Source organism: Bradyrhizobium sp. SZCCHNRI3052, assembly GCF_032484895.1.
GTDB lineage: Bacteria > Pseudomonadota > Alphaproteobacteria > Rhizobiales > Xanthobacteraceae > Bradyrhizobium.
In genome coordinates this window covers 182,181-202,855 of sequence record NZ_JAUETW010000009.1, presented here as the reverse complement: position 1 = coordinate 202,855, position 20,675 = coordinate 182,181, and the positions used below count along the sequence as shown (strand labels likewise).

Below are 20,675 nucleotides of genomic sequence, written 5' to 3'. Positions count from 1 at the left end.
CGGTTTCCTTCCCTGCGCACCATCCCGGCGGGACGGCTCGTTGTTTGGACGCGAATGTAGCGGAGGAGCCTGCGTCTCTCAACATGGCTGTCAGCCGATTGGCTGAGGCGGGAAGGGATGGGCGTGGCCGGGGTTCTGGCATAACATGAGCGCGCATTCCAACGAATGACATCTCAAGACCAAGACATGCGGGGAGAGACCATATGAAATCGGGTTTGCTGGCTTTTGCGGCCGTCGGTGCGCTGCTGGCGGCGGCGCCGGCGTCGGCGCAGGTCAAGATCGGCATCCTCAATGACCAGTCCGGCGTCTATGCCGACTACGGCGGCAAATATTCCGTCGAAGCGGCCAAGATGGCGATCGAGGATTTCGGCGGCGAGGTGCTGGGGCAGAAGGTCGAGCTGGTCACCGCCGACCATCAGAACAAGCCCGATCTCGCCTCGTCGATCGCGCGGCGCTGGTACGACACCGAGGGTGTCGACATGATCACCGAGCTGACGACCTCCTCGGTCGCGCTGGCGATCCAGGATCTGTCGAAGGAGAAGAAGAAGATCGACATCGTCGTCGGTGCCGCGACCTCGCGCATATCGGGCGATGCCTGCACGCCCTACGGCTTCCACTGGGCCTATGACACCCGCGCGCTCGCGGTCGGCACCGGCGGCGCGCTGGTCGAATCCGGCGGCGATACCTGGTTCTTCATGACCGCCGACTACGCCTTCGGCTATGCGCTGGAGAAGGACACCAGCGACATCGTGACGTCGAAGGGCGGCAAGGTGCTGGGCTCGGTGCGCATCCCGCTCAACTCGTCGGACTTCTCCTCCTTCCTGCTGCAGGCGCAGAGCTCGAAGGCCAAGATCATCGGGCTTGCCAATGCCGGCCTCGACACCACCAACTCGATCAAGCAGGCGGCCGAGTTCGGCATCGTCAAGGGCGGGCAGAAGCTCGCCGGCCTGCTGATGACCCTGTCCGAGGTGCATGGTCTCGGGCTGGAGGCGGCGCAGGGCCTGATCCTCACCGAAGGCTTCTACTGGGATCGCGACGACAAGTCCCGCGCCTTCAGCGAGCGCTTCATGAAGCGCACCGGCCGGATGCCGAGCATGATCCACGCCGGCACCTATTCCGCGACATTGTCCTATCTGAAGGCGGTGAAGGCCGCCGGAACCAAGGACTCCGACGCGGTGGCGGCCAAGCTGAAGGAGCTGCCGGTCGACGACGCCTTCGCGCAGGGCAAGGTGCTCGCCAACGGTCGCATGGTCCACGACATGTACCTGTTCGAGGTCAAAAAGCCGTCGGAATCGAAGAAGCCGTGGGACTACTACAAGCAGCTCGCCACGGTGCCCGGCGACAAGGCGTTCTTCACCGCCAAGGAGAGCGGCTGTCCGCTGACGAAGTGATCGTCACACCATCGCCGCCGTCGCGGCGAAAGCCGGGGCGACGGCGATGGGTGCAGCAATCAGCCGTGCAGCATCCGCCACAGGATGGCGATCAGCGCGCCGGCGAGGAGTACGGATGCGGCGAGCGCCTGCACGCCGAAACCGGGGCCGCGCTTCTCCGCGGCCTTCGCATAGGACACCATGTACATCGCGCGACCCGCGATCCAGACGAGGCCGATCAGGGCCGCGATCGGGTCGCTGATATAGATCGCGAACAGCCACAGCGCCGGCAGGAAGATCGGCATCCATTCAAGCGTGTTCACTTGCACGCGATAGGTGCGCTCGAAATCGAGATTGCCGGTGACGGCCGGCGCCTTGACGCCGAACCTGGCGCGCGCTTGCGCGACGCGGACCCCCATGTAGAAATACAGCATGAGCGCGAGCACGGTGACGAGTGCGGTGAAGTGATACATGCGCGGTTCCCCCTGATGACGGCTTGTTAATATCCCGTCAGCTCGAGATAGCCCACCCCGGTGTGGCTGCCCTTGAAGCTGATCGGTCCCTCCCAATAGGGCACGCGGGTGCCCATCCAGGCCTTGGAGTTGAGCGGCGCGGTATCGATGGCGATGCCGAGCGCTGATATCTCGACGCGCCAGCCGACCGGCAGCCTGCGCTCACCGATCGCAACGATATCCTTTGGCGTCATCACGATGCCCCCGGGGCCGAGCGCGCGCGAGACGCCGTCCGCCGTGATCCAGGTGCCGGACGTGTAGTCGCCATTGCCCTGCCGCATCCGGTACAGCATTAGCTTCTCGCCGCCGGAGAAATGCAGCGCGAACCAGTCCCAGCCGCTCTGGTCGGCGGCCAGCGGCTGGCTGCTCCATTCGCGGTCGAGCCAGGCCACGCCTGTCACCTCGACCGGCGTGTCGTCGAAATTGATCTGGCCGCGGGCGCGGTAGAACGGCTGGCTGTAATAGTAAGACGCCTGGCCGCGCTCGGATTTGCGGCTGTAGCCGCCGATGCCCTGCAGCACCACCGGACGGTCGGCCTCCAGATGCAGCGCGTAGGAGAAGTCCGGCCCGGCGGCCGTCATGTCGAGCGGCGCCAGCGATCGATCGTCGGTCGCGGCGGTGCCGCGCAGCTGCCAGTCATCGATCCAGGCCTGGAACGGCTTGGCCTCGACGCCGGCCTGACCGACGCCGCCGCGCGCGAACTTTTCCGTCGATAGGTGACTGTCGGCACGCGTCACCGCGGCATGCGCCATCCAGAGCTGCTGATTGTCGAAACCTTCGCCCTGCGGTCCCGGCCGGGCCGCCGAGCGGAACAGGGTCCATTGCAGGCCATAGGCCTTGCCGCTGCTATCGCTGAGGTTTGCGGTGACGTACCACCACTCGATGCGGAAATCGTCGTGCGGCCCGTGATCCGCAGGGAAGCCGAACGCTCGTCCGGGCGTCACCGGCGCAAAGCCGTCGGCGCTGTCGCTCAGGCCCGCAAAGCCCTGTGCATGTGCGAGGCGCGGCAGGGCCAGCAGGCCGAGCCCGCCGATCAGGCCGCGCCGCGTGATCGTCGTTCTAGCGCTCAATGGTAAAGGTCCTGACCAGATCGGCCGGCTGCATCCGGGCCAGCCGCAGCACCGGCAGCAACGAGGCGATCACCGCCGCGACCAGCGTGACGACTAGCAGCCGGATGAGCTGCAGCGGGAACACGTCGAACGGCAGCCGCCAGCCGAACGCTTTGACATTGACGATCGCGATCAGGCACCACGCCACGACGAGCCCGAGCGGCAGCGCGAGCAGCGCGGTCAGGCCGGCGAGCGACAGCGTCTTCAACAGCTCGACTTCGGCGAGCCGCCGCCGCGTCAGCCCGATGGCCCATAAGGGTGCGAGCTGCGGCAGCCGCGAGTTCGCCAAGGTCAGCAGGCTGGTCAGCAGCGCGATCGCGGCGACGCCCAGCGTGAAGGTGTTGAGCGCGCCGGTGACCGCGAAAGTGCGGTTGAAGATCTGCTTCGACTCCTGCTTCACGGTGGCCTGGTCGATGACGTTGCGGCCGTCCAGGCCGAATTTGTCGGTCAGCGCGCTGATCAGTCCCGGCACGTCGGGCGGCGCTGCGCGCACGGCCATGCGCGTGATGGGCGTCGCCGGGAAGCGGCGCGTCAGCGCGGCGACGTTGACCGTGATCTGGCCCTTGGGATTGCCGTAGTCGGCATAGATGCCGGCGATCGTGATGCGCCAGTCGCCGCCGGATGCGGGGAGGTCGATGCTGTCACCGACAGACAGATGGAGCCGGCGCGCCAACTGCTCGCTGACGAAGCCGGCGTCGCCGCGCACCAGCTGCTTCCAGGCGCTGTCGCCGGCCTGCAGCAGCGGCCAATGGTCGCGATAGGTGTCGTGATCGGGCAGGCCGAGAATGTCGATCGGCGCGCCCGCCAACTGCGTTTCGGCGCGTCCGCCCGGCAGCACGGCCTGGACATCGGGCCGCGCGCGCAGCCAGGTCTGGATGTCGCGCGCCTGCGCTTCATCCGCGGCGCTGACGTAGACGTCGGCGGCGAGCCGGCCATCGAGCCAGACCAGGAAGGTGCGGCTGAAGGTCTCGACCATCGTGGCGACGCCGACATTGACGGCGAGCGCGAGCAGCAGCGCCATCAGCGCCAGCGACAGGCCCGAGATCTGCTGGCGGCTGTCGGCCCAGAACCATTGCGCCAGCGCCGCGCGCGCGCCGCGCTCGCCGAGCCGCAGCACCAGCTCCAGGATCGCGGGCAGCAGCAGCGCCGCGCCGAGCATCATCGCCGCGAGCACGCCGAAGCCGGCCAGCAGCGACTGCCCGAGCCACAGCAACAGGCCGGCGGCGACGAAGAAGGCGAGCGCGACCGCGCTCTGCAAGCGCAGCCAGCGCCGCTGTGCCTCCTGCCACGCATAGGGCTGCGCGGTGGAGAGGATCGGCAGCCGCATCGATTTGACCAGGCTGGTCGTCGCGGCTGCGAGCGCGCCGGCGATGCTGATGAGGAGGCCCGCAAACCACCATTCCGGCTGCAGGCTGAGCTCGCCCGGCACCTGCGCTCCATACAGGCCGCGCAGCGATGCCGCCACGTTCGGCAGCAGCGCGGCGGCGATGACGTAGCCGCACACCAGCCCGACGAGCCCTGCCACCAAGGCAAAGGCGATGAGCTCGCCGATCAGCACGCCGTTGAGCTGGCGCGCCGACACGCCGCAGGCGCGCAAGGTGCGCAGCACCGGCAGGCGCTGCTCGAAGGCGAGGCCGATGGCGGAATTGACGATGAACAGGCCGACGACGAAGGACAGCAGGCCGAAGGCGGTGAGGTTGAGGTGGAAGCTGTCGGTCAGTCGCTCCAGGTCGGTCTCGGCCTCCGGCTGCACGAGCTGTAGCCGGCCGCCCGCGAACGACTGCAACGGCGGTCGTTGGACCGACGTCTTGCCGACCAGCAGCCGCGAAATCTGGCCGGGCCTGTCGAGCAGCCGCTGCGCGTCGCTGATATCGACCACGAGCACGCCGGGCGCGAGCTGCTGCTGCGCCATCAAGGGTGGCAGCAGGGCGTCGTTGCTGAGCCGCGGCGCCGTGCCGTCTTTCAGTCCGAGATCGGCCAGCGTCTCCGGCGAGATCAAGGTGCGATGTGGCGGTGTGAGAAAGGCCTCGAGCTCGCTGCGCCCGACCATCGGCGCATTGCCGACCTCCCGGGGGATGCTGAACGGCTCGATGCCGAGCAGCCGCACCGAGTGGCCGTCGATCTGCACGCGGCCCTCGAGCACCGGCGACACCGGCCAGCGGGCGCGGCGCAATTCCGCGAACACGCTCTGCGGCAGCATCTTGCCGTCGGTCGCGACCAGCATCGGCGTGCGCGCGCCGCCGAAGATCGCCGCGGCGCGATCATAGGAGCTGCGCGCCTGCTGGTTCAGCGCCTGCACGCCGCTCCACAGCGCGGTCGCCGAGATCAGCCCGATCAGCAAGGTCGCGAGCTGCATCGGATGCCGGCGCCAGTGGCTGAGCAGCACGGCGAGAATCCACAGCGCGCGCCTCATGCGATGCGCCCGCCATGCAGGTGGACGCGGCGGTCGAGCATCGCCGCGAGCCGCGCGCTGTGCGTCACCATCAGGAAGCCGCAGCCGGTGCGCGCGACGAGGTCGCGCGTCAGCGCCATCACCTCGTCGGCGGTGTCCTCGTCGAGATTGCCGGTCGGCTCGTCCGCGAGCAGCAGGGCCGGCTTGACCGCCAGCGCGCGGCCGATCGCGACGCGCTGCTGCTGTCCGCCCGACAGTTGCTCCGGATAGCGCTTGAGCAGCGACTTCAGCCCGAGCCGCTCGACAAGCTCGGCGTGCCACGCCGGATCGTGCCGACCGGCCAGCCGCGCCTGGAAACTGAGATTGTCCTGAACCGACAGGCTCGGCACCAGATTGAACTGCTGGAACACGAGGCCGAGCCGCTCGCGCCGGACCGCCGCGCGTGCCGAATCGTCGAGCGCCCCGACCGAAACGCCGTCGAGCAGGATGTCGCCGCTGTCGGCGGCATCGAGCCCGGCGATGAGATGCAGCAGCGTGCTCTTGCCGGAGCCGGATTCGCCGGTCAGCGCGACGCGCTCGCCGGAGGAGACGTCGAGGTCGACGCCACGCAGGACGTGGATCGGCTCGCCGCCGGATCGATAGGACTTGGTGAGATGACGGACGCTGAGCACGAGCATGATCGGGGTTGTTGCGTCACAACATAACAAGGGCCAGCGCGAACATCACGCGCTCGTTCTTCATGACGCCCCTGATGTGATGCCGGCCGCGCGCAATCAGGTTGCGAGGGTATCGCGATGCAGCCCAAGAGGGCGGATTCCCGCGTTGCAGCAATAACTTAGCGCGCCAGCCGGTTGCCTGCGAAGCCGCTTCGTGGGTAGCATCGTCAAAACGCCCGGACGACAGGGGCGGATCATGACAGAATGGGGAAGGACCATGGCCGCGCCAACGACGCTGAAGGGCACATCCCGCGCAAGCGCGACGCCGAAAGGCGCCTGGAAGATCACCTTCCTGCTGTTCCTGTTCATGCTGGTGAACTTCGCCGACAAGATCGTGGTCGGGCTCGCCGGCGTGCCGATCATGACCGAGCTCAATCTGAACGCCGAGCAGTTCGGCCTGCTTGGATCATCCTTCTTCTTCCTGTTCTCGATCTCGGCGATCGTCGTCGGCTTCGTCGTCAACAAGGTGCCGACGCGCTGGGTGCTGCTGGTGCTGGCGCTGATCTGGGCGCTCGCGCAATTCCCGATGGTGGGCACCGTCGGCTTCACCACGCTGCTGATCTGCCGCATCATTCTCGGCGCCGGCGAAGGTCCCGCGGCGTCCGTCGCCGTTCACGCGGTCTACAAATGGTTCCCCGATGAGAAGCGGGCGATGCCGACCGCGATCCTGTCACAGGGATCCGCCTTCGGCGTCATCCTCGCCGTGCCCGCGCTGAACTGGATCATCGTGAATCACGGCTGGCACTATGCCTTCGGCGCACTCGGCGTGGTCGGGCTGATGTGGAGCGTGGCGTGGCTGTGGCTGGGCAAGGAAGGGCCGCTGGCGGAGGTCGAGCTCGCCGGCTTGCGCGAGCGGCGCGTTCCCTATCTGCAACTGCTGACGTCGCGGACCTTCGTCGGCTGCGTCGCCGCGACCTTCGGCGCCTATTGGGCGCTGTCGCTCGGGCTGACCTGGTTCACGCCGTTCCTGGTGAAAGGCCTCGGCTTCTCGCAGCAGCAGGCCGGCTTCATCTCGATCCTGCCCTGGATCTTCGGCGCGTGCGTGGTGCTGACCACGGGCTTTGTGTCGCAGACGCTGATGGCGCGTGGCGTCTCCACACGCATGGCCCGTGGCGTGGTCGGCGCGACGCCGCTCGTGATCGGCGGCGGGCTGATGGCGATGATGCCGCATGTCGACGCCGCTTCGGCAAAGATCGCGCTGCTCGTGGTCGGATCAGGATTGTGCGGCTCGATCTACGTCGTCTGCCCGCCGATGATCGGCGAGTTCACCCCGGTCACGCAGCGCGGCGCCGCCATGGCGATCTACGGCGCGCTCTATACGCTCGCCGGCATCGTTGCGCCCCTCGTGATGGGCAAGATGATCCAGGCCTCTGGCAGCCTGCTCGAAGGCTACATGTCCGGCTTCACCATCAATGCTGTCATCATGGTGATCTCCGGCCTGCTGGGTCTGGCGCTGCTCTGGCCCAACAGCGAGCGTGCGCGCCTGCAGGCGCAGCAGGGTGTGGCGCCGGAATTTGCGTGATACAACCCCCGCCCGGGGTCATCAGGAGGCGGCCTCGCATTCACCCGCGTGAGGTCCCGCATGATGCGCCTGTTCTCTCATATGCTGCAGTACTGGCGCGGCGTGCGATGCCTGACGATCGAGGACTTCTCGGGCGCCATCTTCCACTTCAGCAAGGTGGTTCAGCTCAATCCGCGCAACCATTACGCTTACCACAATCGCGGCGTGGCGCTCCAGGGCATGGGCAGCTACGCCAGCTCGATCGAGGATCTTGGTCTCGCGCTCAAGCTCAAGCCCAACGCGCAGACCTACGGCGCCCGCGGCGTGTCACGCAAATTCCTCGGCGACTTCGACGGCGCCATTGACGACCAGACGCGCGCTCTCGCGCTCGAGCCCAGGCTCGCGGCGGCTCATGGCGAGCTCGCGTACCTTCATCATGTGAAGGGCGATCTGGATCGCGCGATCGCCCAGAGCACGACAGCAGTCGGCCTCGCGCCCAAAGACCCGGTCATGCATCGGGGACGTGGCTATATTCAGTTCTGCCGCGGCAGGTTCGAAGCCGCGGCAGCTGACATGGAACGATCGCTCGCGCTCCAGTTCGAGCCCTATGCGGCCCTGTTTCGTTACCTGTCGCTGGCTCGGTTGCCGGGGCGCGCCAAGCCAGATCTCGCTTCTTTCGCGGCGTACTGGGCGGCGGGGCAGTGGCCCTGGCCCGTGTTCGATCTTCTCATGGAGCGTTCGACGGCGCAGCAGCTGTTGAACGCGGCGGCAACGGCTCCAGAACAGGCTGAAGCCTATTTCTACATCGGTGAGTGGCATCTCCTGCACGGCCGCAAAGACGAGGCCGGCAGGGCACTCGAGATCGCGCTGCGCTCGTTGCCACCCTGGTTCAACGAGCATCCCGCCGCGCAAGCCGAGCTTGCAAGGCTTGCCGAGACAGTCGCCGCGGCCAGTTGACGTCTCAGCTCAGCTGGCGCGCACCCCTCACCAGCCGCCCGGGCCGTGCGCCGGTGGCTTCGCCATGCCGGCGTGTCACCACGCCCGATACGATCGTCGCCTCATAGCCGTCGACCTCCTGCATCAGGCGGCGGCCGCCGACCGGCAGGTCGTAGTGCACCTTCGGCGGATGCAGATGCAGCCGGTCGTAGTCGATGACGTTCACGTCGGCCTTGTAGCCTGGCGCGAGCAGGCCGCGATCGTCGAGGCCGACGGAGAGCGCGGTCTTGCGCGACTGCGCGGCGACGACGAACGGAATGGAGAGCTTGTCACCGCGCCTGCGGTCGCGGGTCCAGTGCGTCAGCAGATAGGTCGGGAAGCTGGCGTCGCAGATGATGCCGCAATGCGCGCCGCCGTCGCTGAGGCCGGGCACGCTGCGCGGGTCGCGCAGCATCTCGTAGGTGGCATCGAGATTGCCGTCGGAATAGTTGAGGAACGGCACGTAGAGCATGCCGCGCCCGCCATCCGTGAGCATCGCGTCATAGGCCAGTTCCTCGGGACGACAGCCGCGCGCGCGGGCCTGGGCGCCGAGTGACCGCGCCGGCGGCTGCTCATAGTCCGGCGGATCGCCGAGCAGATACATCTTGTCGTAGTTCGGCTTGAAGAACAGCGGGTCGTCGGTCGCGCTGGCCTGCTCGCCTAGGATGGCCGCGCGCAGCGCCGGATCGCGCATCCGCGCGACGCGCTCATCCAGCGGCAGATGCGCGATCGCCTGGTAGCTCGGATGCGTCTGCAGCGGGTTGCGCGACAACTCCAGCCCAAGCAGCAGCCCAACCGGGCGCGCCGCGATCTGCGCCGTCACCGACAGGCCGCGCGCGGCGGCGGCGTTGATTTCGGCCAGCGTCTGCCGCCAGCGTTGCGGCGCGCGGTCGTTCTGCGTCACCGAGAACGAGATCGGGCATTTCGTCGTGTCGGCGATGCGCAGCATCATCGGCAGGTCTTCGTGGATGGTGGAGATGTCGAGCACGAATTGCAGCACGCTGCGGCCGGCGCCGTGCATGGCCTGCGCGATCGTCGTCAACTCGTCCTCGCCCGCCTTGAGCGTCGGCGTGTAGTCACCGGTCGATGTCCGATGGTTGAGCGTGCGCGAGGTCGAGAAGCCGAGCGCGCCGGCCTTGACCGCATCGCGTGCCAGCGCCGCCATGGCGCGGTTGTCGTCGGCGGTGGCCGGATCGCGGCGCGCGCCGCGCTCGCCCATGACATAGACGCGCAGCGCTGCATGCGGCAGCTGCGCGCCGATGTCGAGATCGAATTCACGCTTGCCGAGCCACTCCATGTAATCCGGAAAGCTCTCCCATTCCCAGGGAATGCCGGCTTCGAGCACCGGTTCGGGGATGTCCTCGACGCCCTCCATCAACTGGATCAGCCGCTGATGATCGGCCGGCCGGCACGGCGCGAAGCCGACGCCGCAATTGCCCATGATCGCGGTGGTGACGCCGTTCTGCGACGACGGCGAGATGTCATGGCTCCAGGTCACCTGGCCGTCGTAATGGGTGTGGACGTCGACGAAGCCTGGTGTCACGAGTTTGCCGCGTGCGTCGATCTCCTCGCGGCCGGATGCGTTGACCTTGCCGACCTCGACGATGCAGCCGTCCGCAATCGCCACATCAGCTTCGTAGAGTTCGCCGCCCGAGCCATCGGCAATGGTTCCGCCGCGGATCACGAGATCTGGCTGCGTCATGGCGTGTCTTCCCCGGGTGTTGTTGTTGGCCGCATCATCGGCCAGGGAACGGTGATGTCAACACGCCGGAAGTGGGGGCAGCGTTGCGAGAGAAGCCACCGCCGCAGTCATGGGGACTGCGCTCATCTCCTGTGTCCGGGCGCTTTGACGATAAGCTTGATAGTTGCGACTAACAGCTACGCCTTGGCCTTCTTCGGCTCGGTGAAGAACGCGAGCACGATCGTCAGCAGCATGAACACGACGGAGGTGCCGAACACCCAGCGCGGTGCGTTCATGTCCATGATCCAGCCGAACAGCAGCGGGCTGACCACGCCGGCGAAGTTGAAGCCGGTCGACACGATGCCGAAGGCGCGGCCGGCGGCACCCGGAGGGGCGGCGTTGCGCACCAGCATGTCGCGCGACGGCGCGATCACGCCGCTCATGAAGCCCGCGACCAGCATGATCGCCGTGAGCAGCACGGTCGGCAGGTTGATGAAAGTGATCATCAGCACCAGCACGGCGTTGATCGCATAGGCGACGGCCGCGACCAGGTTGTGATGGCGGATGCGGTCGGCGAGCTGGCCGCCGGCGAGCACGCCGACGGCGCTGGCGCCGAGGAACGCGGTCAGTGCGATGTTGGCGGTCGAGAACGAGATGCCGTAGCCGTTCATGAGCGCGACAACGCCGAAGCTGGCGATGCCGGCGTTGGACAGGCTGAGCAGCATGAAGAACACGGTCAGCAGCATCAGCATCGGCGTCAGCAGGCTGGGCTGTTTGACCTTGCTGCCGTCGGCGCTGGCGTGATGCGGATGCGGCGGCACCTCGGGCACGTTGCCGACGAGCAGCAGCAGCGCGGCGAGCGGTCCGACCAGGCCGGCCGCGATCAGCGCGCCGGAGCCGCCGACGGTGGTGACCAGCGCCGCCATCACGGCGGGCGCGACGGCGCCGCCGAGATAGCCGGCGAAGGTATGCACACCGAACGCGCGGCCCATGCGCTTCTCGTCCATGTGTGCGGCCAGCAGCGCGTAGTCGGAAGGATGGTAGACCGCGTTGGCGAGGCCGAGCAGCACCGCCGAGACGACAAGGCTGGCATAGCTCAGGTAGACGCCGAGCATCGCCAGCGACAGGCCACCGAGCGTCAGGCCGATCAGCAGGATGCGGCGGGCACCGGCGCGGTCGACCAGATAGCCGACGGGCGCCTGGGTCAGGGCCGAGACGACCGCGAACACGGTGAGCGGAAAGCCGAGCTCGATGTAGCCGACGCCGAGCTTCTCCTTCAGGTAGGGAAACAGCATCGGCAGCACCAGCATGTGCAGATGGCTGACCCAGTGCGCCAGCGAGATCAGCGCCAATGTGCGCAGCGGCGAGGCGGCCCGGACCGGAGCATGTTGCGGTGCGGCGAGAACGTCAGCCATGGTCGATCCGTTGGCCCCCGGCGTCAGCGATGGAAAGGAGGGCGCGTTGCCGGCAAACCGCCGATGCTCCCGAAATCAGGGGCGCGCGCGACACAACGCCACACTATCGTAATGCGGTTCATTGTCCATGAACGCCCGCGCATGGCACCTGCGCGGGATGGCCGGCGGCCGAGGGGCGGCTTCCCTCCGCGGATGACGTTCCAGATGACGTGGGGCGGAGATGTAGGGTGGCAGCTCCAACACCGGTGTCGTCCCTGCGAACGCAGGGACCCATAACCACCGGCGGACGTTTGTTGCGCGACTCGTGCAACGGGCAGCCTGCCTCAAGTGAGATCACGCGGTATGGCCGGGTCGGCGCCCGCTGACGCTTCGCGTCAACGGGCTTGCCCAGGACGACAGCGAGAGAGCGTGACCTCCTACGGCACCACCGGCCCGCCGGCCTTCTTCCACGCGTCCAACCCGCCTTCAATATGCGCCGTATTCGCCAACCCCGCCGCCTGCGCCGTCTGCACGGCCATCGCCGAGCGCTCGCCATAGGCGCAGAAGAACACGATGCGGCGGCCGGTGGCGGCGGCGACCTCGCGCAGCATGCCGCCCGGCTTGAGATTGTCCTCGATCGCAGGATAGGGCGCGTGCAGTGCGCCGGACAGCGTGCCGTGCTTGGCGCGCTCCGCGGCCTCGCGCAAATCGACCAGCAGCACGTCGGGGCGTCCCAGGCACTCGATCGCCTCGCGTGCCGACAGCGACAGGCCCCGCTTCGCCAACTCCTCCTGATGCAGCCCGACGCGCATGTTGGCGGGCACCGCGACATCCATCATCTTCGGGTTCGGCAACTTCAGATTCGCCATTAGCGCGACGTAGTCGTCGACCGACTTGACCTGCAGGCGCGGATTGTAGCGGCGCTCCTCGCCGATCGTGGAGACGGTGTCGCCTTTGTAGTCGTGTGCGGGATAGACCAGCGTGTCGTCGGGCAGCCGCAGCAGCTTGTTGAAGATGGAGTCGTACTGCTGCCGCGCATCACCGTTCTGGAAATCGGTGCGGCCGGTCCCTCGGATCAGCAGCGTGTCGCCGGTGAAGACGCGGTCGCCCAGCGAGAAACTATAGGAATCGTCAGTGTGCCCGGGCGTGTACATCACGTCCAGGCTGATGCCCTCGATGGCGATCCGGTCGCCCTCGCTGACGCGCATCGCCACCACGTCGGCCTTGGTCTGCTCGCCCATGATGGTGACGCAATGGGTTCGGTCGCGCAAAGCGCCGAGGCCGGTGACGTGATCCGCATGCAGGTGGGTGTCGACGGCCTTCACCAGGCGCAAATCGAGCTCGCGCAAAAGCTGGCAATAGCGCTCGACCTTCTCCAGCACCGGATCGATGATGACGGCCTCGCCGCCGCTGCGGCTGGCGAGGATGTAGCTGTAGGTGCCGGAGACGCTGTCGAACAATTGGCGGAAGATCATCAGCGCCTCCTTCCGATCTGGATCATCGTGGCATTAGCACGACCGGCCCGATGTCACCAATGCGGCGAACGCTCGGTAGGTCGGATTGCATCGCGCAATCCGCTGTCACGATTGCGATGCAAATCCGGGATTGCCGTCGACACCCGAGAGCGTGACCTTGTTCGTTCCGACCAGCACCAGTTGGCCGTTGCGCAGGTGGTTGGCCACCACGTCCCACACCGGCTTGCCGTCCTGCGCGTTCATCGAGGCCCAGCCGGCGACCTTGTAGCTCTTGCGGGCGTCCAGCGGCCGGCCATCGTCGAGCGTGAGATCGGAGATGCGGCGGCCGATCGGCTCGGCGGGCGCGCAGCGGTAGGATAGCCCTCCGGTTCGCACCATGTCGCCGCCCTGCTGCAGATAGGGGTCGGCGTTGAACAGGTTGTCGCAGACGTCCTCGAGCACGTCCTTGATCTCTGCGCCGGACATCCGCTGCACATAGGTCTCGGGATAGGTGATGGCGGTCTGCGCCAGCACGTCCTCGAGCAGGATGGATTGGTTCGCGAGCAAGGTCGGGCCCCAGCGGAATCCGGGCGACAGCGCGATCTCGGCATCGAGCTCGCGGCGCAGCGCCGCGCAGATCAGGTCGTCGGTCGCGCCTTCGAAATTGCCGCGCCGGTAAAGCAGCCGGTCGGACGTCGCGAGCTTCTCGCTCCAGGCCGCGACCTGCGGCTGCTGCGTCTGATCGATCAGCGCCTGCATCGCCGGGTCCGGCTTCAGCAGCTCCGAGTAGACGGGCAGCAGCCGGTAGCGCACATCGGCGACGCGGCCCTTGCCGACGTCGAGATCGAGCACGGCGAGGAATTTGCCGTTGGAGCCGGCATTGGTGACGAGCGTCGCGCCCTTGGAATTGCTGACCGCGACCGGCTGCGGAACCGCGTCATGGGTATGGCCGCCGAGGATGACGTCGATGCCGGTGACGCGGCTCGCCAGCTTGAGGTCGACATCCATGCCGTTATGCGACAGCAGGATCACGGCATCGACCTTGTCGGCGCCGCGGAGGCCATCGACCAGCTTCTGCAGCTCCTCCTCGCGGATGCCGAACGTCCAGTCCGGCGTGAAGCGGCGCGGATGCGCGATCGGCACGTAGGGAAAGGCCTGGCCGATCACGGCAATGCGGGCGCCGCCGATCTCCTTGATGGTGGCCGGCTTGAACACGCGGCCGGAGCCGGGATCGAACGCCTTGGCGTCGTTGAACGCCGCCTCCTCCGTCAGGAACACGTTCTGCGCCAGGAATTCGCCCTTGAAGCGGGCGAGGTTGGTGCGCAGCGCCTCCTCGCCATAGGTGAACTCCCAATGCCCGGTCATGGCGTCGATGCCGAGCAGGTTGGCGGCGCTCACCATGTCGGCGCCGCGCATCGCATTGGCGAGCCCGGTGCCCTGCCAGAGGTCGCCGCCATCGAGCAGCACCGAGCGATGGTCGCCGGCATCGGCGCGCAGCTTGTCGACCAGGGTCTTCAGATGCGCGAATCCACCCATCCGGCCGAAGCGGACGGCGTACTTCTCGAACTCGAACGAGGTGAACGCATAGGCCTCGGCGCTGTCGGGCCGGATGCCGTAGCGGTCGAGGAAGGCGCGCTCGACCAGATGCGGCGGCCGTCCCCACATTTCGCCGATGCCGAGATTGACGCTGGGCTCGCGGAACAACAGCGGCCGCAACTGCGCGTGCGTGTCCGTGATGTGCAGGATGCGCGCGTTGCCGAACTTCTCGATGTCGTAAAGGCTGACGGTGTCAGCGGCGCGGGCGCTGCGCAGCAACGCCGGCGCGGCGAGCGTGGCGACAACTGATGCCTTCAGAAAGTCCCGGCGCCGAATCATGGCTCGCGTCCTAGATCATGATGCGATTCCACGGAATCGCATCATGATCCATCCCTTTGTTTGAGCATGATCTCCGCACAAACGCCTTCGGCGTTCGTCGCGAGGGAAAACCGGTTGCCACTTCTCCGGATCATGCTCTAGCGGATCTCCATGTCCTTCCAGCGCTGCTTCTCGCTGGTGGCCTGGACGACCGAGGCCTTGGCGAGCGCCTCGGCCTCCTGCGCCGACTTCAGCGCAGAATCGAAATTGCCGGAATCCGCTGCCTTCTTCGCAGCGGTGAGTGCGGCCTGGGTCACGGTCCATTGGTTGCGCAGACGTCCGGCTTCCTTGTTGGCGCTCTCGGCCGCCGCGACAGCCGCGAGATAGTCGGCCTCCGACGCGGCCCGCGCGGAGCCGGCGCCGACCGCTGATACCATCATGGCGAACACGATCTTTTTCATGACGCTTGCTGTCGTGACGTTTTTCATGGCCGTGCTCCAGGTCCTGAAACCGGCAGGCCGTTCGACACGTAGGACAGGTAATATTCGAGGTTGCGGTATTCGTCCGATTGCGGCTCCAGCGGCACGGCGCGTGTCTGGCTGTTGCAGGTGACGAAGCGCCGGCTGATCGTGCCCATGCCGCTCCATTCCGAGCGGTAGATCGGCATCGCGTTGAGGATGCCGAGCGCCGGCGCCAGGATCTCGGCGCGGATTCGTTCCCCCGGGCTCTGCACGTGGCAGCTCGCGCAGGAGAAGTTCAACTGGCCGCGGCGGGTGTAGAAATACTCCTTGCCCTTTTCGAAGGCCTCGAGCGCACGCGGGTCGTCGGGGATCTTGATGTCGAAGCGCTTGCCGCGCGACGTGTACGCCATGTAGGCGGTCAGCGATGCCATCTCGTCCTTGACGTAGGAGTAGGGCTGCTCGCCATTGGCCTCGCGGCAGCGGTTCAGCGCCAGCTCGAGGGTGATGACCTTGCCTTCCTTGTCGTCGAAATAGGGATAGTTCTGGCGGATGCCGATGCCGCCGTTCGGGAAGCAGTCGGCATAGGTCTTGCCGTTCTTGAACGGCTTGGCGAACATCTCCCTGCCGGCATCGAGCGCGAACTCGTAGGGCGGAAACTGCTCCTTCTCCTCCCATTGCTTGCGCATGTCGGCGTTCATCGAATACGGCCCGTTGACGAAATCGTCGAACGCCACCTTCGGAAACTTCTTGACGAAGTAATCCTGGAACGCCTTGGCGTCGGCGGCCGGGTTCGGCTTGTCCGCGGCCGCAGCGCCGCAGGCGCCGAGAGCGAGCGCGGCCGCCACGGTCAGCGCGAGGCGCGGCACCCTCATTGGATCGTCGCCGTCAGGCTGTCGGTCGCGCCCTTGCTGTCGACCCAGCTCACCTTGAGCTCGTCGCCCTTGGCCGCGCCCTTGAAGGCGAATTTGACATAGGGGTCCTTCGACACCGCGGTGCCCCAATCGGCCAGGAACACCGTCTTGTCCTTGTGCACGAAGGTGACCTGCTGGATGTAGTGCGCCGGGATCACTTCGCCCTTGGCGTCCTTGACCAGGCCCGTATCCATCGGGTGCTGAATCAGTGTCTGGACCTCGGCGACGTCGCCATTCAGGACGGCGCGGACGCGGATGCTCGATGCCATGATGATCTCCTGATCTTAGCCGCCGCAGCCGCCGACGGTGACCTTGACCTCCTTGGTCGCGCTGTAGAGCTTGCCGCCGGATTCGACGAGCGCGATCACGTTGGAGGTCTTGGCCATCTTGAGCCGGTTCGCCACCGCGGGCACGGTGCCCTCGGGGATGTGGTACGACGCCGCCAGCGCGAACGGATTCTCGCTGACGATGAAGGCGATCGAGGTGACGTTCGGCAGCGACGTCGTCACCGCGATCGGCACCACGCCGCCGTTCTCGGCGATCTCCGGCGCGTCGAGCTTGATCTTGTCGGACGCTTCGTGGTCGCGGCCGTACAGCGCCTTGACCGCGTCGCCGGCATTCTTCTGCTTGAAGGCGTCTTCCGGATATTTGTTGTCATTGGTCGCGGCAAACACGGGGGTCGCGTGCAGCACGGCGTTGCCGAGGCCGATCAGCGCGACGAGGCCGGCGCCCTTCAGGAACAGGCGGCGGTGGGCCAACGGGCCGAACGAGGCAGTCATGGCGGTCTCCAAACGGAATCAGAGGGTCTGCAGGAAGTCGACGATGGCGCTGATTTCCTGCTCGGTCAGGATGCGGTTGCGGCCGAACGGCGGCATCACCGTCAGCGGATTGCGCCTGGTCTCGTCGTTGAGAATCGCGATCAGCTCGGCGCGGTCGTACCTCGCCTTGAGGTTCTCCAGCTTCGGGCCGATCGAGCCCGGCAGGTCGCCGCCCTTGATCTCGTGGCAGGTCAGGCAGTTGCCCTTGCCGCGGTCGAAGGCGAGCTTCTGGCCGTCGACGGCACCGGACTGGGCGTGAGCGGCCATGGACATGGCGAGCGAGAGCCCCATCGCCAGGGCGGTACGCAGGACAGGTGTGATCAAGGTGGAGTTCCGACGTCTCGGTGATCTCGGCAATATAGGCGCTGCAAAGCATAAAGACCATCGGCTGACAATGCAGCTATGGTGGCCGCCGCAACGCGGTTAACGAGGGCCGTCCATGGGGCGGCCGGGAGAATGGTCATGGCGGAATATGTCGTGGAGTTCGGCCGGGACGGTCGGCCGGTGGAACCGGACGGACGGCTGGACGCGGCCGCGTTCCACCGCAACCACCAGCCGATCTGGGCGGTGCTGGAACGGCTGCTGGCGGGCAAGACCGGCGACGTGCTGGAGGCCGGCAGCGGCACCGGCCAGCACGTCGTGCATTTCGCCTCGCAGCGCCCGGACCTGACGTGGTGGCCGAGCGATCTCAACGCCAACCACCTCGCCAGCATTGCGGCTTGGCGCAGCCATGCCGGGTTGTCCAACATCCGTGATGCCCAGCGCATCGACCTGTCAGATCCCGGCTGGCCGGCGGCGTTCCGCGCCGCGGGCGGGCCGTCGCAGCTCGCCGCGATCTTCTGCGCCAACGTGATTCACATCGCGCCGTGGTCGGTGGCGGAGGGATTGTTCGCCGGCGCCGGGCAGGCGCTGTCGGCGGACGGCGCACTGGTGCTCTACGGCCCGTTCAAGCGCGACGGCAAGCACACGGCGGTCAGCAATGCCGTGTTCGATACGTCGCTGCGCGAGCGCAATCCGGACTGGGGCGTGCGCGACATCACCGACCTCGAGGCGCTCGCCGCGCGCCACGGGCTCGCCTTGCGCGAGACGATGGAAATGCCCGCCAACAACATGATCCTGGTGTTCGGTCGGACTTCGTAGGTTTGCGACGGCGCCTCGCCGATCTCCGTCATTGCGAGCGAAGCGAAGCAATCCAGGGTCGCGTTGGGACTCTGGATTGCTTCGTCGCTTCGCTCCTCGCAATGACGGAAGATGGGCCGCTCACTTCGCCTCCAGCCCGACATGCCGCGCCAGAAACCGCGTGCCCAGCGTGATGAAGCTGGCGCGCTCACGGTTGTCGGTGCCGTAGCCATGGCCGCCGGCGGCGGGTTCGTAGAACCAGGCGTCGTAGCCCATGGCCTGCAGCTTGGCGGTCATCTTGCGCGCGTGGCCGGGATGGACGCGGTCGTCGCGCCGCGTGGTCGCGATCAGGATCGGCGGATAGGGCTGGCCGGGCGTTGCGGTGTGATAGGCCGAGTAGGTCGACAACCAGCTCCAATCCTGGTCGCTGTCGGGATCGCCATATTCGGCGATCCAGCTCGCGCCGGCGAGCAGCTTGGTGTAGCGGCGCATGTCGATCAGCGGGATGGTGCAGAACAAGGCGCCGAAGTGCTCGGGGTAGCGCACCAGCATGTTGGTGATCAGGATGCCGCCATTGGAGCCGCCTTGCGCCGCGATGCGCTTCGGCACCGTCACGCCGCGGCGGACGAGGTCGGCGGCGACCGCGGCGAAATCATCATGCGCGAGCCGCTTGCCCGCATAGCGGCCGGCGTCGTGCCAGGCGGTGCCGAACTCGCCGCCGCCGCGGATGTTGGCCTCCACGAGCGTGCCGCCACGCTCGAGCCACAGCTTGCCCAGCGCCGCATTGTAGGCCGGACGGAGCGTGTGACCGAAGCCGCCATAGGCGCTCATATGCACCGGCGCGTCGCCTGTCAGCTCGGCCGGCCCGGTCTGGGTGTAGGGAATACGCTCGCCATCCACCGAGATCGCCTCGTGTCGCGTGACGACGTGCCCCTCGGCGCTGAAGGTGCGAGGCGCCTGCTTCAGCACGATCGGCGCGGCCAAGCCCTCGATCAGTAGCAGCGACGGCGGCGTCAGCGGATCCTGGATGTTGGCGAGCAGGTCGCCGTTGCTTTCGGCCTCGTCGGTGTCGAGACGCCAGACGTCCACCGTCGCGATCTCCGGCAGGCCGGGAAGCCGCTCGCAGCTCCACTCCCCCGGTGACGGCGTCCACACCTCGAACCTTGCCCTGAGCTCGTCGAGGATCGACAGCACCAGCCGGTCGCCGGCCCAGGACAGGCCCTGCAGCGCGCGTCGCGGCGCGGGCTCGAACACGCGGGTGAAATCGCGGCGCCCGGCAAGGAATGCTGAGAGCTGGAGACCGAGCACCACATCTGCGGGATGGGTGACCTCGCCGACGGTCCAGGGCTGGCGCAGCTTGATGGCCATCCAGTCGCCATGCGCTGACATCCAGCAGTCGGTCGGCAGGTCGAGCCTGGTCCGCGCCCCGCCGCCGTCACCGAGCCATAGATATTGGTTGAAGAAGTCGATGCCCTCGGCAAACCACACCCGCGCCGGCGCGACGCTGCGATCGACACCGACATGCACCCATGTCGACTGACTGCCTTCGGCGGCGAAGATCACCTCCGCCTGCTCGACCGGCTGGCCGCGCCGCCAGCGCCGCACCGTCCGCGCGTAGCCCGACGGCGTCGCCATGCCCACGCCGAACGCGCTCGCCAGCAGCAGGGTGTCGGCATCGAGCCAGGCGGCGCCGCCCTTGGCCTCCGAGAGCGTGAAGCCGCCCGTCAGGAAGCGCTTCGTCGCGATGTCGAACTCGCGCAGCACCACGGCGTCGCTGCCGCCCCGCGACAGGCTCAGGACGGCGCGCTCATGCGCCGGCGGCAGGCTCGAGACCCCGTTCAGCGCCCAGTCCTCGCCTTCGTCGGCAGCGAGTCGGTCGATGTCGAGCAGGTCCTCCCATTGCGGTTGCGCCTTGCGGAACTCCGCCATCGTCGTGCGCCGCCACAAGCCGCGCGGATGCGCCGCGTCCTTCCATTGATTGTACAGCAGCCCGCCGCGGCGGCTGACGAACGGGACGTTGTCCGGCCGATCCAAGATGGCGGCCAGCGTGTCGCGGTCGCGTTCGAAGGCCGCATCGCCGAACGCGGCGAGCGTGCGCTGGTTCTGCGCCGCGACGAAGGCGAGCGCGCGCTCGCCGTCGATCTCCTCGAGCCACAGATACGGATCGTCATCGGGCGCCGCGATGGTCGGACGATCGTCGATTGACATGGCTCAAGCTCCGCGGGCGCCGTTGACGCGAGAATACAGCCGGCTTGATTAGCCGGGCAGGTCGGGAGTGTCGAATCACGCTCCGTGGCGCGTTCGCTGCCGCATGGCTTGTCTCCGTTCGCGCCCGTTGCCTCGGGCGCGCGCTTCCCGCAATAGTGCGGCTGAACCAGCAAGGCGGGAGCGTGCGTGCCACGCCTCCG

At 67.1% G+C, this 20,675-nt stretch carries 18 protein-coding genes; 4 read left to right on the top strand and 14 right to left on the bottom strand.

Annotated features, from left to right (window positions below):
• Positions 1-203 precede the first annotated feature (203 nt).
• Positions 204-1,391, top strand: coding sequence for an ABC transporter substrate-binding protein (locus QW887_RS23945; protein ID WP_315717071.1), 1,188 nt, complete (start codon positions 204-206; stop codon positions 1,389-1,391).
• Between the two features lie 59 nt (positions 1,392-1,450).
• Here the strand turns inward: QW887_RS23945 and QW887_RS23940 are convergent, their stop codons facing one another.
• Genes QW887_RS23940 through QW887_RS23925 form a run of 4 tightly spaced genes read right to left on the bottom strand, consistent with a single transcriptional unit; the run spans position 1,451 to position 6,060 of the window.
• Positions 1,451-1,843, bottom strand: a complete 393-nt coding sequence (locus tag QW887_RS23940; RefSeq protein ID WP_315827924.1) for an MAPEG family protein — start codon at positions 1,841-1,843, stop codon at positions 1,451-1,453.
• A gap of 26 nt (positions 1,844-1,869) precedes the next feature.
• Positions 1,870-2,952: a lipocalin-like domain-containing protein gene (locus tag QW887_RS23935; protein WP_316195097.1), complete on the bottom strand. Its 1,083-nt coding sequence runs from the start codon at positions 2,950-2,952 to the stop codon at positions 1,870-1,872.
• The gene (locus tag QW887_RS23930; protein WP_316187892.1) at positions 2,942-5,404 is read right to left on the bottom strand and encodes an ABC transporter permease; all 2,463 of its coding nucleotides are present in this window, start codon (positions 5,402-5,404) and stop codon (positions 2,942-2,944) included. The genes QW887_RS23935 and QW887_RS23930 overlap by 11 nt, the downstream gene beginning before the upstream one ends.
• Positions 5,401-6,060 carry an ABC transporter ATP-binding protein gene (locus QW887_RS23925; RefSeq protein WP_316187891.1) on the bottom strand — a complete coding sequence of 220 codons (660 nt, stop codon included), beginning with the start codon at positions 6,058-6,060 and terminating at the stop codon, positions 5,401-5,403. Before QW887_RS23925 ends, QW887_RS23930 begins: the two co-directional genes overlap by 4 nt.
• Positions 6,061-6,316: 256 nt before the next feature.
• On the opposite strand from QW887_RS23925, the gene QW887_RS23920 reads away from it, so the two are divergent.
• Positions 6,317-7,621: an MFS transporter gene (locus QW887_RS23920; RefSeq protein ID WP_315717076.1), complete on the top strand. Its 1,305-nt coding sequence runs from the start codon at positions 6,317-6,319 to the stop codon at positions 7,619-7,621.
• A 60-nt stretch (positions 7,622-7,681) separates the two neighbouring features.
• Entirely contained in the window at positions 7,682-8,557 is an 876-nt protein-coding gene (locus QW887_RS23915; RefSeq protein ID WP_316187890.1) for a tetratricopeptide repeat protein, read from the top strand.
• A gap of 4 nt (positions 8,558-8,561) precedes the next feature.
• Here QW887_RS23915 and QW887_RS23910 read toward each other — a convergent pair whose 3' ends face one another.
• The 9 genes from QW887_RS23910 to soxX form a co-directional block, all read right to left on the bottom strand.
• Entirely contained in the window at positions 8,562-10,277 is a 1,716-nt protein-coding gene (locus tag QW887_RS23910; protein WP_316187889.1) for an N-acyl-D-amino-acid deacylase family protein, read from the bottom strand.
• A gap of 176 nt (positions 10,278-10,453) precedes the next feature.
• Positions 10,454-11,671 (bottom strand): MFS transporter, encoded by a 1,218-nt coding sequence (locus QW887_RS23905; RefSeq protein WP_316187888.1) that lies wholly within the window; start codon positions 11,669-11,671, stop codon positions 10,454-10,456.
• Positions 11,672-12,087: 416 nt separating this feature from the next.
• Positions 12,088-13,125, bottom strand: coding sequence for an MBL fold metallo-hydrolase (locus QW887_RS23900; RefSeq protein ID WP_315827930.1), 1,038 nt, complete (start codon positions 13,123-13,125; stop codon positions 12,088-12,090).
• A gap of 105 nt (positions 13,126-13,230) precedes the next feature.
• On the bottom strand, positions 13,231-14,979 hold the full coding sequence (gene soxB / locus QW887_RS23895; RefSeq protein WP_316187886.1) for a thiosulfohydrolase SoxB: 1,749 nt from the start codon (positions 14,977-14,979) through the stop codon (positions 13,231-13,233).
• Between the two features lie 137 nt (positions 14,980-15,116).
• Positions 15,117-15,419 (bottom strand): hypothetical protein, encoded by a 303-nt coding sequence (locus tag QW887_RS23890; protein WP_409977916.1) that lies wholly within the window; start codon positions 15,417-15,419, stop codon positions 15,117-15,119.
• 23 nt (positions 15,420-15,442) lie between these two features.
• Positions 15,443-16,291 (bottom strand): sulfur oxidation c-type cytochrome SoxA, encoded by an 849-nt coding sequence (soxA, locus tag QW887_RS23885; protein ID WP_316195096.1) that lies wholly within the window; start codon positions 16,289-16,291, stop codon positions 15,443-15,445.
• Complete coding sequence (gene soxZ, locus QW887_RS23880; protein WP_315827933.1) at positions 16,288-16,599, bottom strand: thiosulfate oxidation carrier complex protein SoxZ; 312 nt, start codon at positions 16,597-16,599, stop codon at positions 16,288-16,290. Before soxZ ends, soxA begins: the two co-directional genes overlap by 4 nt.
• A 15-nt stretch (positions 16,600-16,614) precedes the next feature.
• Positions 16,615-17,109 (bottom strand): thiosulfate oxidation carrier protein SoxY, encoded by a 495-nt coding sequence (gene soxY / locus QW887_RS23875; RefSeq protein ID WP_315717085.1) that lies wholly within the window; start codon positions 17,107-17,109, stop codon positions 16,615-16,617.
• Positions 17,110-17,127: 18 nt separating this feature from the next.
• Positions 17,128-17,421 carry a sulfur oxidation c-type cytochrome SoxX gene (gene soxX, locus QW887_RS23870; protein ID WP_315717170.1) on the bottom strand — a complete coding sequence of 98 codons (294 nt, stop codon included), beginning with the start codon at positions 17,419-17,421 and terminating at the stop codon, positions 17,128-17,130.
• Between the two features lie 189 nt (positions 17,422-17,610).
• Here soxX and QW887_RS23865 point away from each other — a divergent pair, with 189 nt between their 5' ends.
• Complete coding sequence (locus QW887_RS23865) at positions 17,611-18,288, top strand: DUF938 domain-containing protein (RefSeq protein ID WP_316171986.1); 678 nt, start codon at positions 17,611-17,613, stop codon at positions 18,286-18,288.
• A 120-nt stretch (positions 18,289-18,408) separates the two neighbouring features.
• Here the strand turns inward: QW887_RS23865 and QW887_RS23860 are convergent, their stop codons facing one another.
• Entirely contained in the window at positions 18,409-20,475 is a 2,067-nt protein-coding gene (locus QW887_RS23860; RefSeq protein WP_316195093.1) for a prolyl oligopeptidase family serine peptidase, read from the bottom strand.
• Between the last annotated feature and the right edge of the window lie 200 nt (positions 20,476-20,675).

Bases quoted from the DNA above. Each gene is read 5' to 3' on its own strand.
- QW887_RS23945 (WP_315717071.1), top strand. From the start codon at position 204: ATGAAATCGGGTTTGCTGGCTTTTGCGGCCGTCGGTGCGCTGCTGGCG.
- QW887_RS23940 (WP_315827924.1), bottom strand. From the start codon at position 1,843: ATGTATCACTTCACCGCACTCGTCACCGTGCTCGCGCTCATGCTGTAT.
- QW887_RS23930 (WP_316187892.1), bottom strand. From the start codon at position 5,404: ATGAGGCGCGCGCTGTGGATTCTCGCCGTGCTGCTCAGCCACTGGCGC.
- QW887_RS23925 (WP_316187891.1), bottom strand. From the start codon at position 6,060: ATGCTCGTGCTCAGCGTCCGTCATCTCACCAAGTCCTATCGATCCGGC.
- QW887_RS23920 (WP_315717076.1), top strand. From the start codon at position 6,317: ATGGCCGCGCCAACGACGCTGAAGGGCACATCCCGCGCAAGCGCGACG.
- QW887_RS23915 (WP_316187890.1), top strand. From the start codon at position 7,682: ATGATGCGCCTGTTCTCTCATATGCTGCAGTACTGGCGCGGCGTGCGA.
- QW887_RS23910 (WP_316187889.1), bottom strand. From the start codon at position 10,277: ATGACGCAGCCAGATCTCGTGATCCGCGGCGGAACCATTGCCGATGGC.
- QW887_RS23905 (WP_316187888.1), bottom strand. From the start codon at position 11,671: ATGGCTGACGTTCTCGCCGCACCGCAACATGCTCCGGTCCGGGCCGCC.
- QW887_RS23900 (WP_315827930.1), bottom strand. From the start codon at position 13,125: ATGATCTTCCGCCAATTGTTCGACAGCGTCTCCGGCACCTACAGCTAC.
- soxB (WP_316187886.1), bottom strand. From the start codon at position 14,979: ATGATTCGGCGCCGGGACTTTCTGAAGGCATCAGTTGTCGCCACGCTC.
- QW887_RS23890 (WP_409977916.1), bottom strand. From the start codon at position 15,419: ATGAAAAAGATCGTGTTCGCCATGATGGTATCAGCGGTCGGCGCCGGC.
- soxA (WP_316195096.1), bottom strand. From the start codon at position 16,291: ATGAGGGTGCCGCGCCTCGCGCTGACCGTGGCGGCCGCGCTCGCTCTC.
- soxZ (WP_315827933.1), bottom strand. From the start codon at position 16,599: ATGGCATCGAGCATCCGCGTCCGCGCCGTCCTGAATGGCGACGTCGCC.
- soxY (WP_315717085.1), bottom strand. From the start codon at position 17,109: ATGACTGCCTCGTTCGGCCCGTTGGCCCACCGCCGCCTGTTCCTGAAG.
- soxX (WP_315717170.1), bottom strand. From the start codon at position 17,421: ATGTCCATGGCCGCTCACGCCCAGTCCGGTGCCGTCGACGGCCAGAAG.
- QW887_RS23865 (WP_316171986.1), top strand. From the start codon at position 17,611: ATGGCGGAATATGTCGTGGAGTTCGGCCGGGACGGTCGGCCGGTGGAA.
- QW887_RS23860 (WP_316195093.1), bottom strand. From the start codon at position 20,475: ATGTCAATCGACGATCGTCCGACCATCGCGGCGCCCGATGACGATCCG.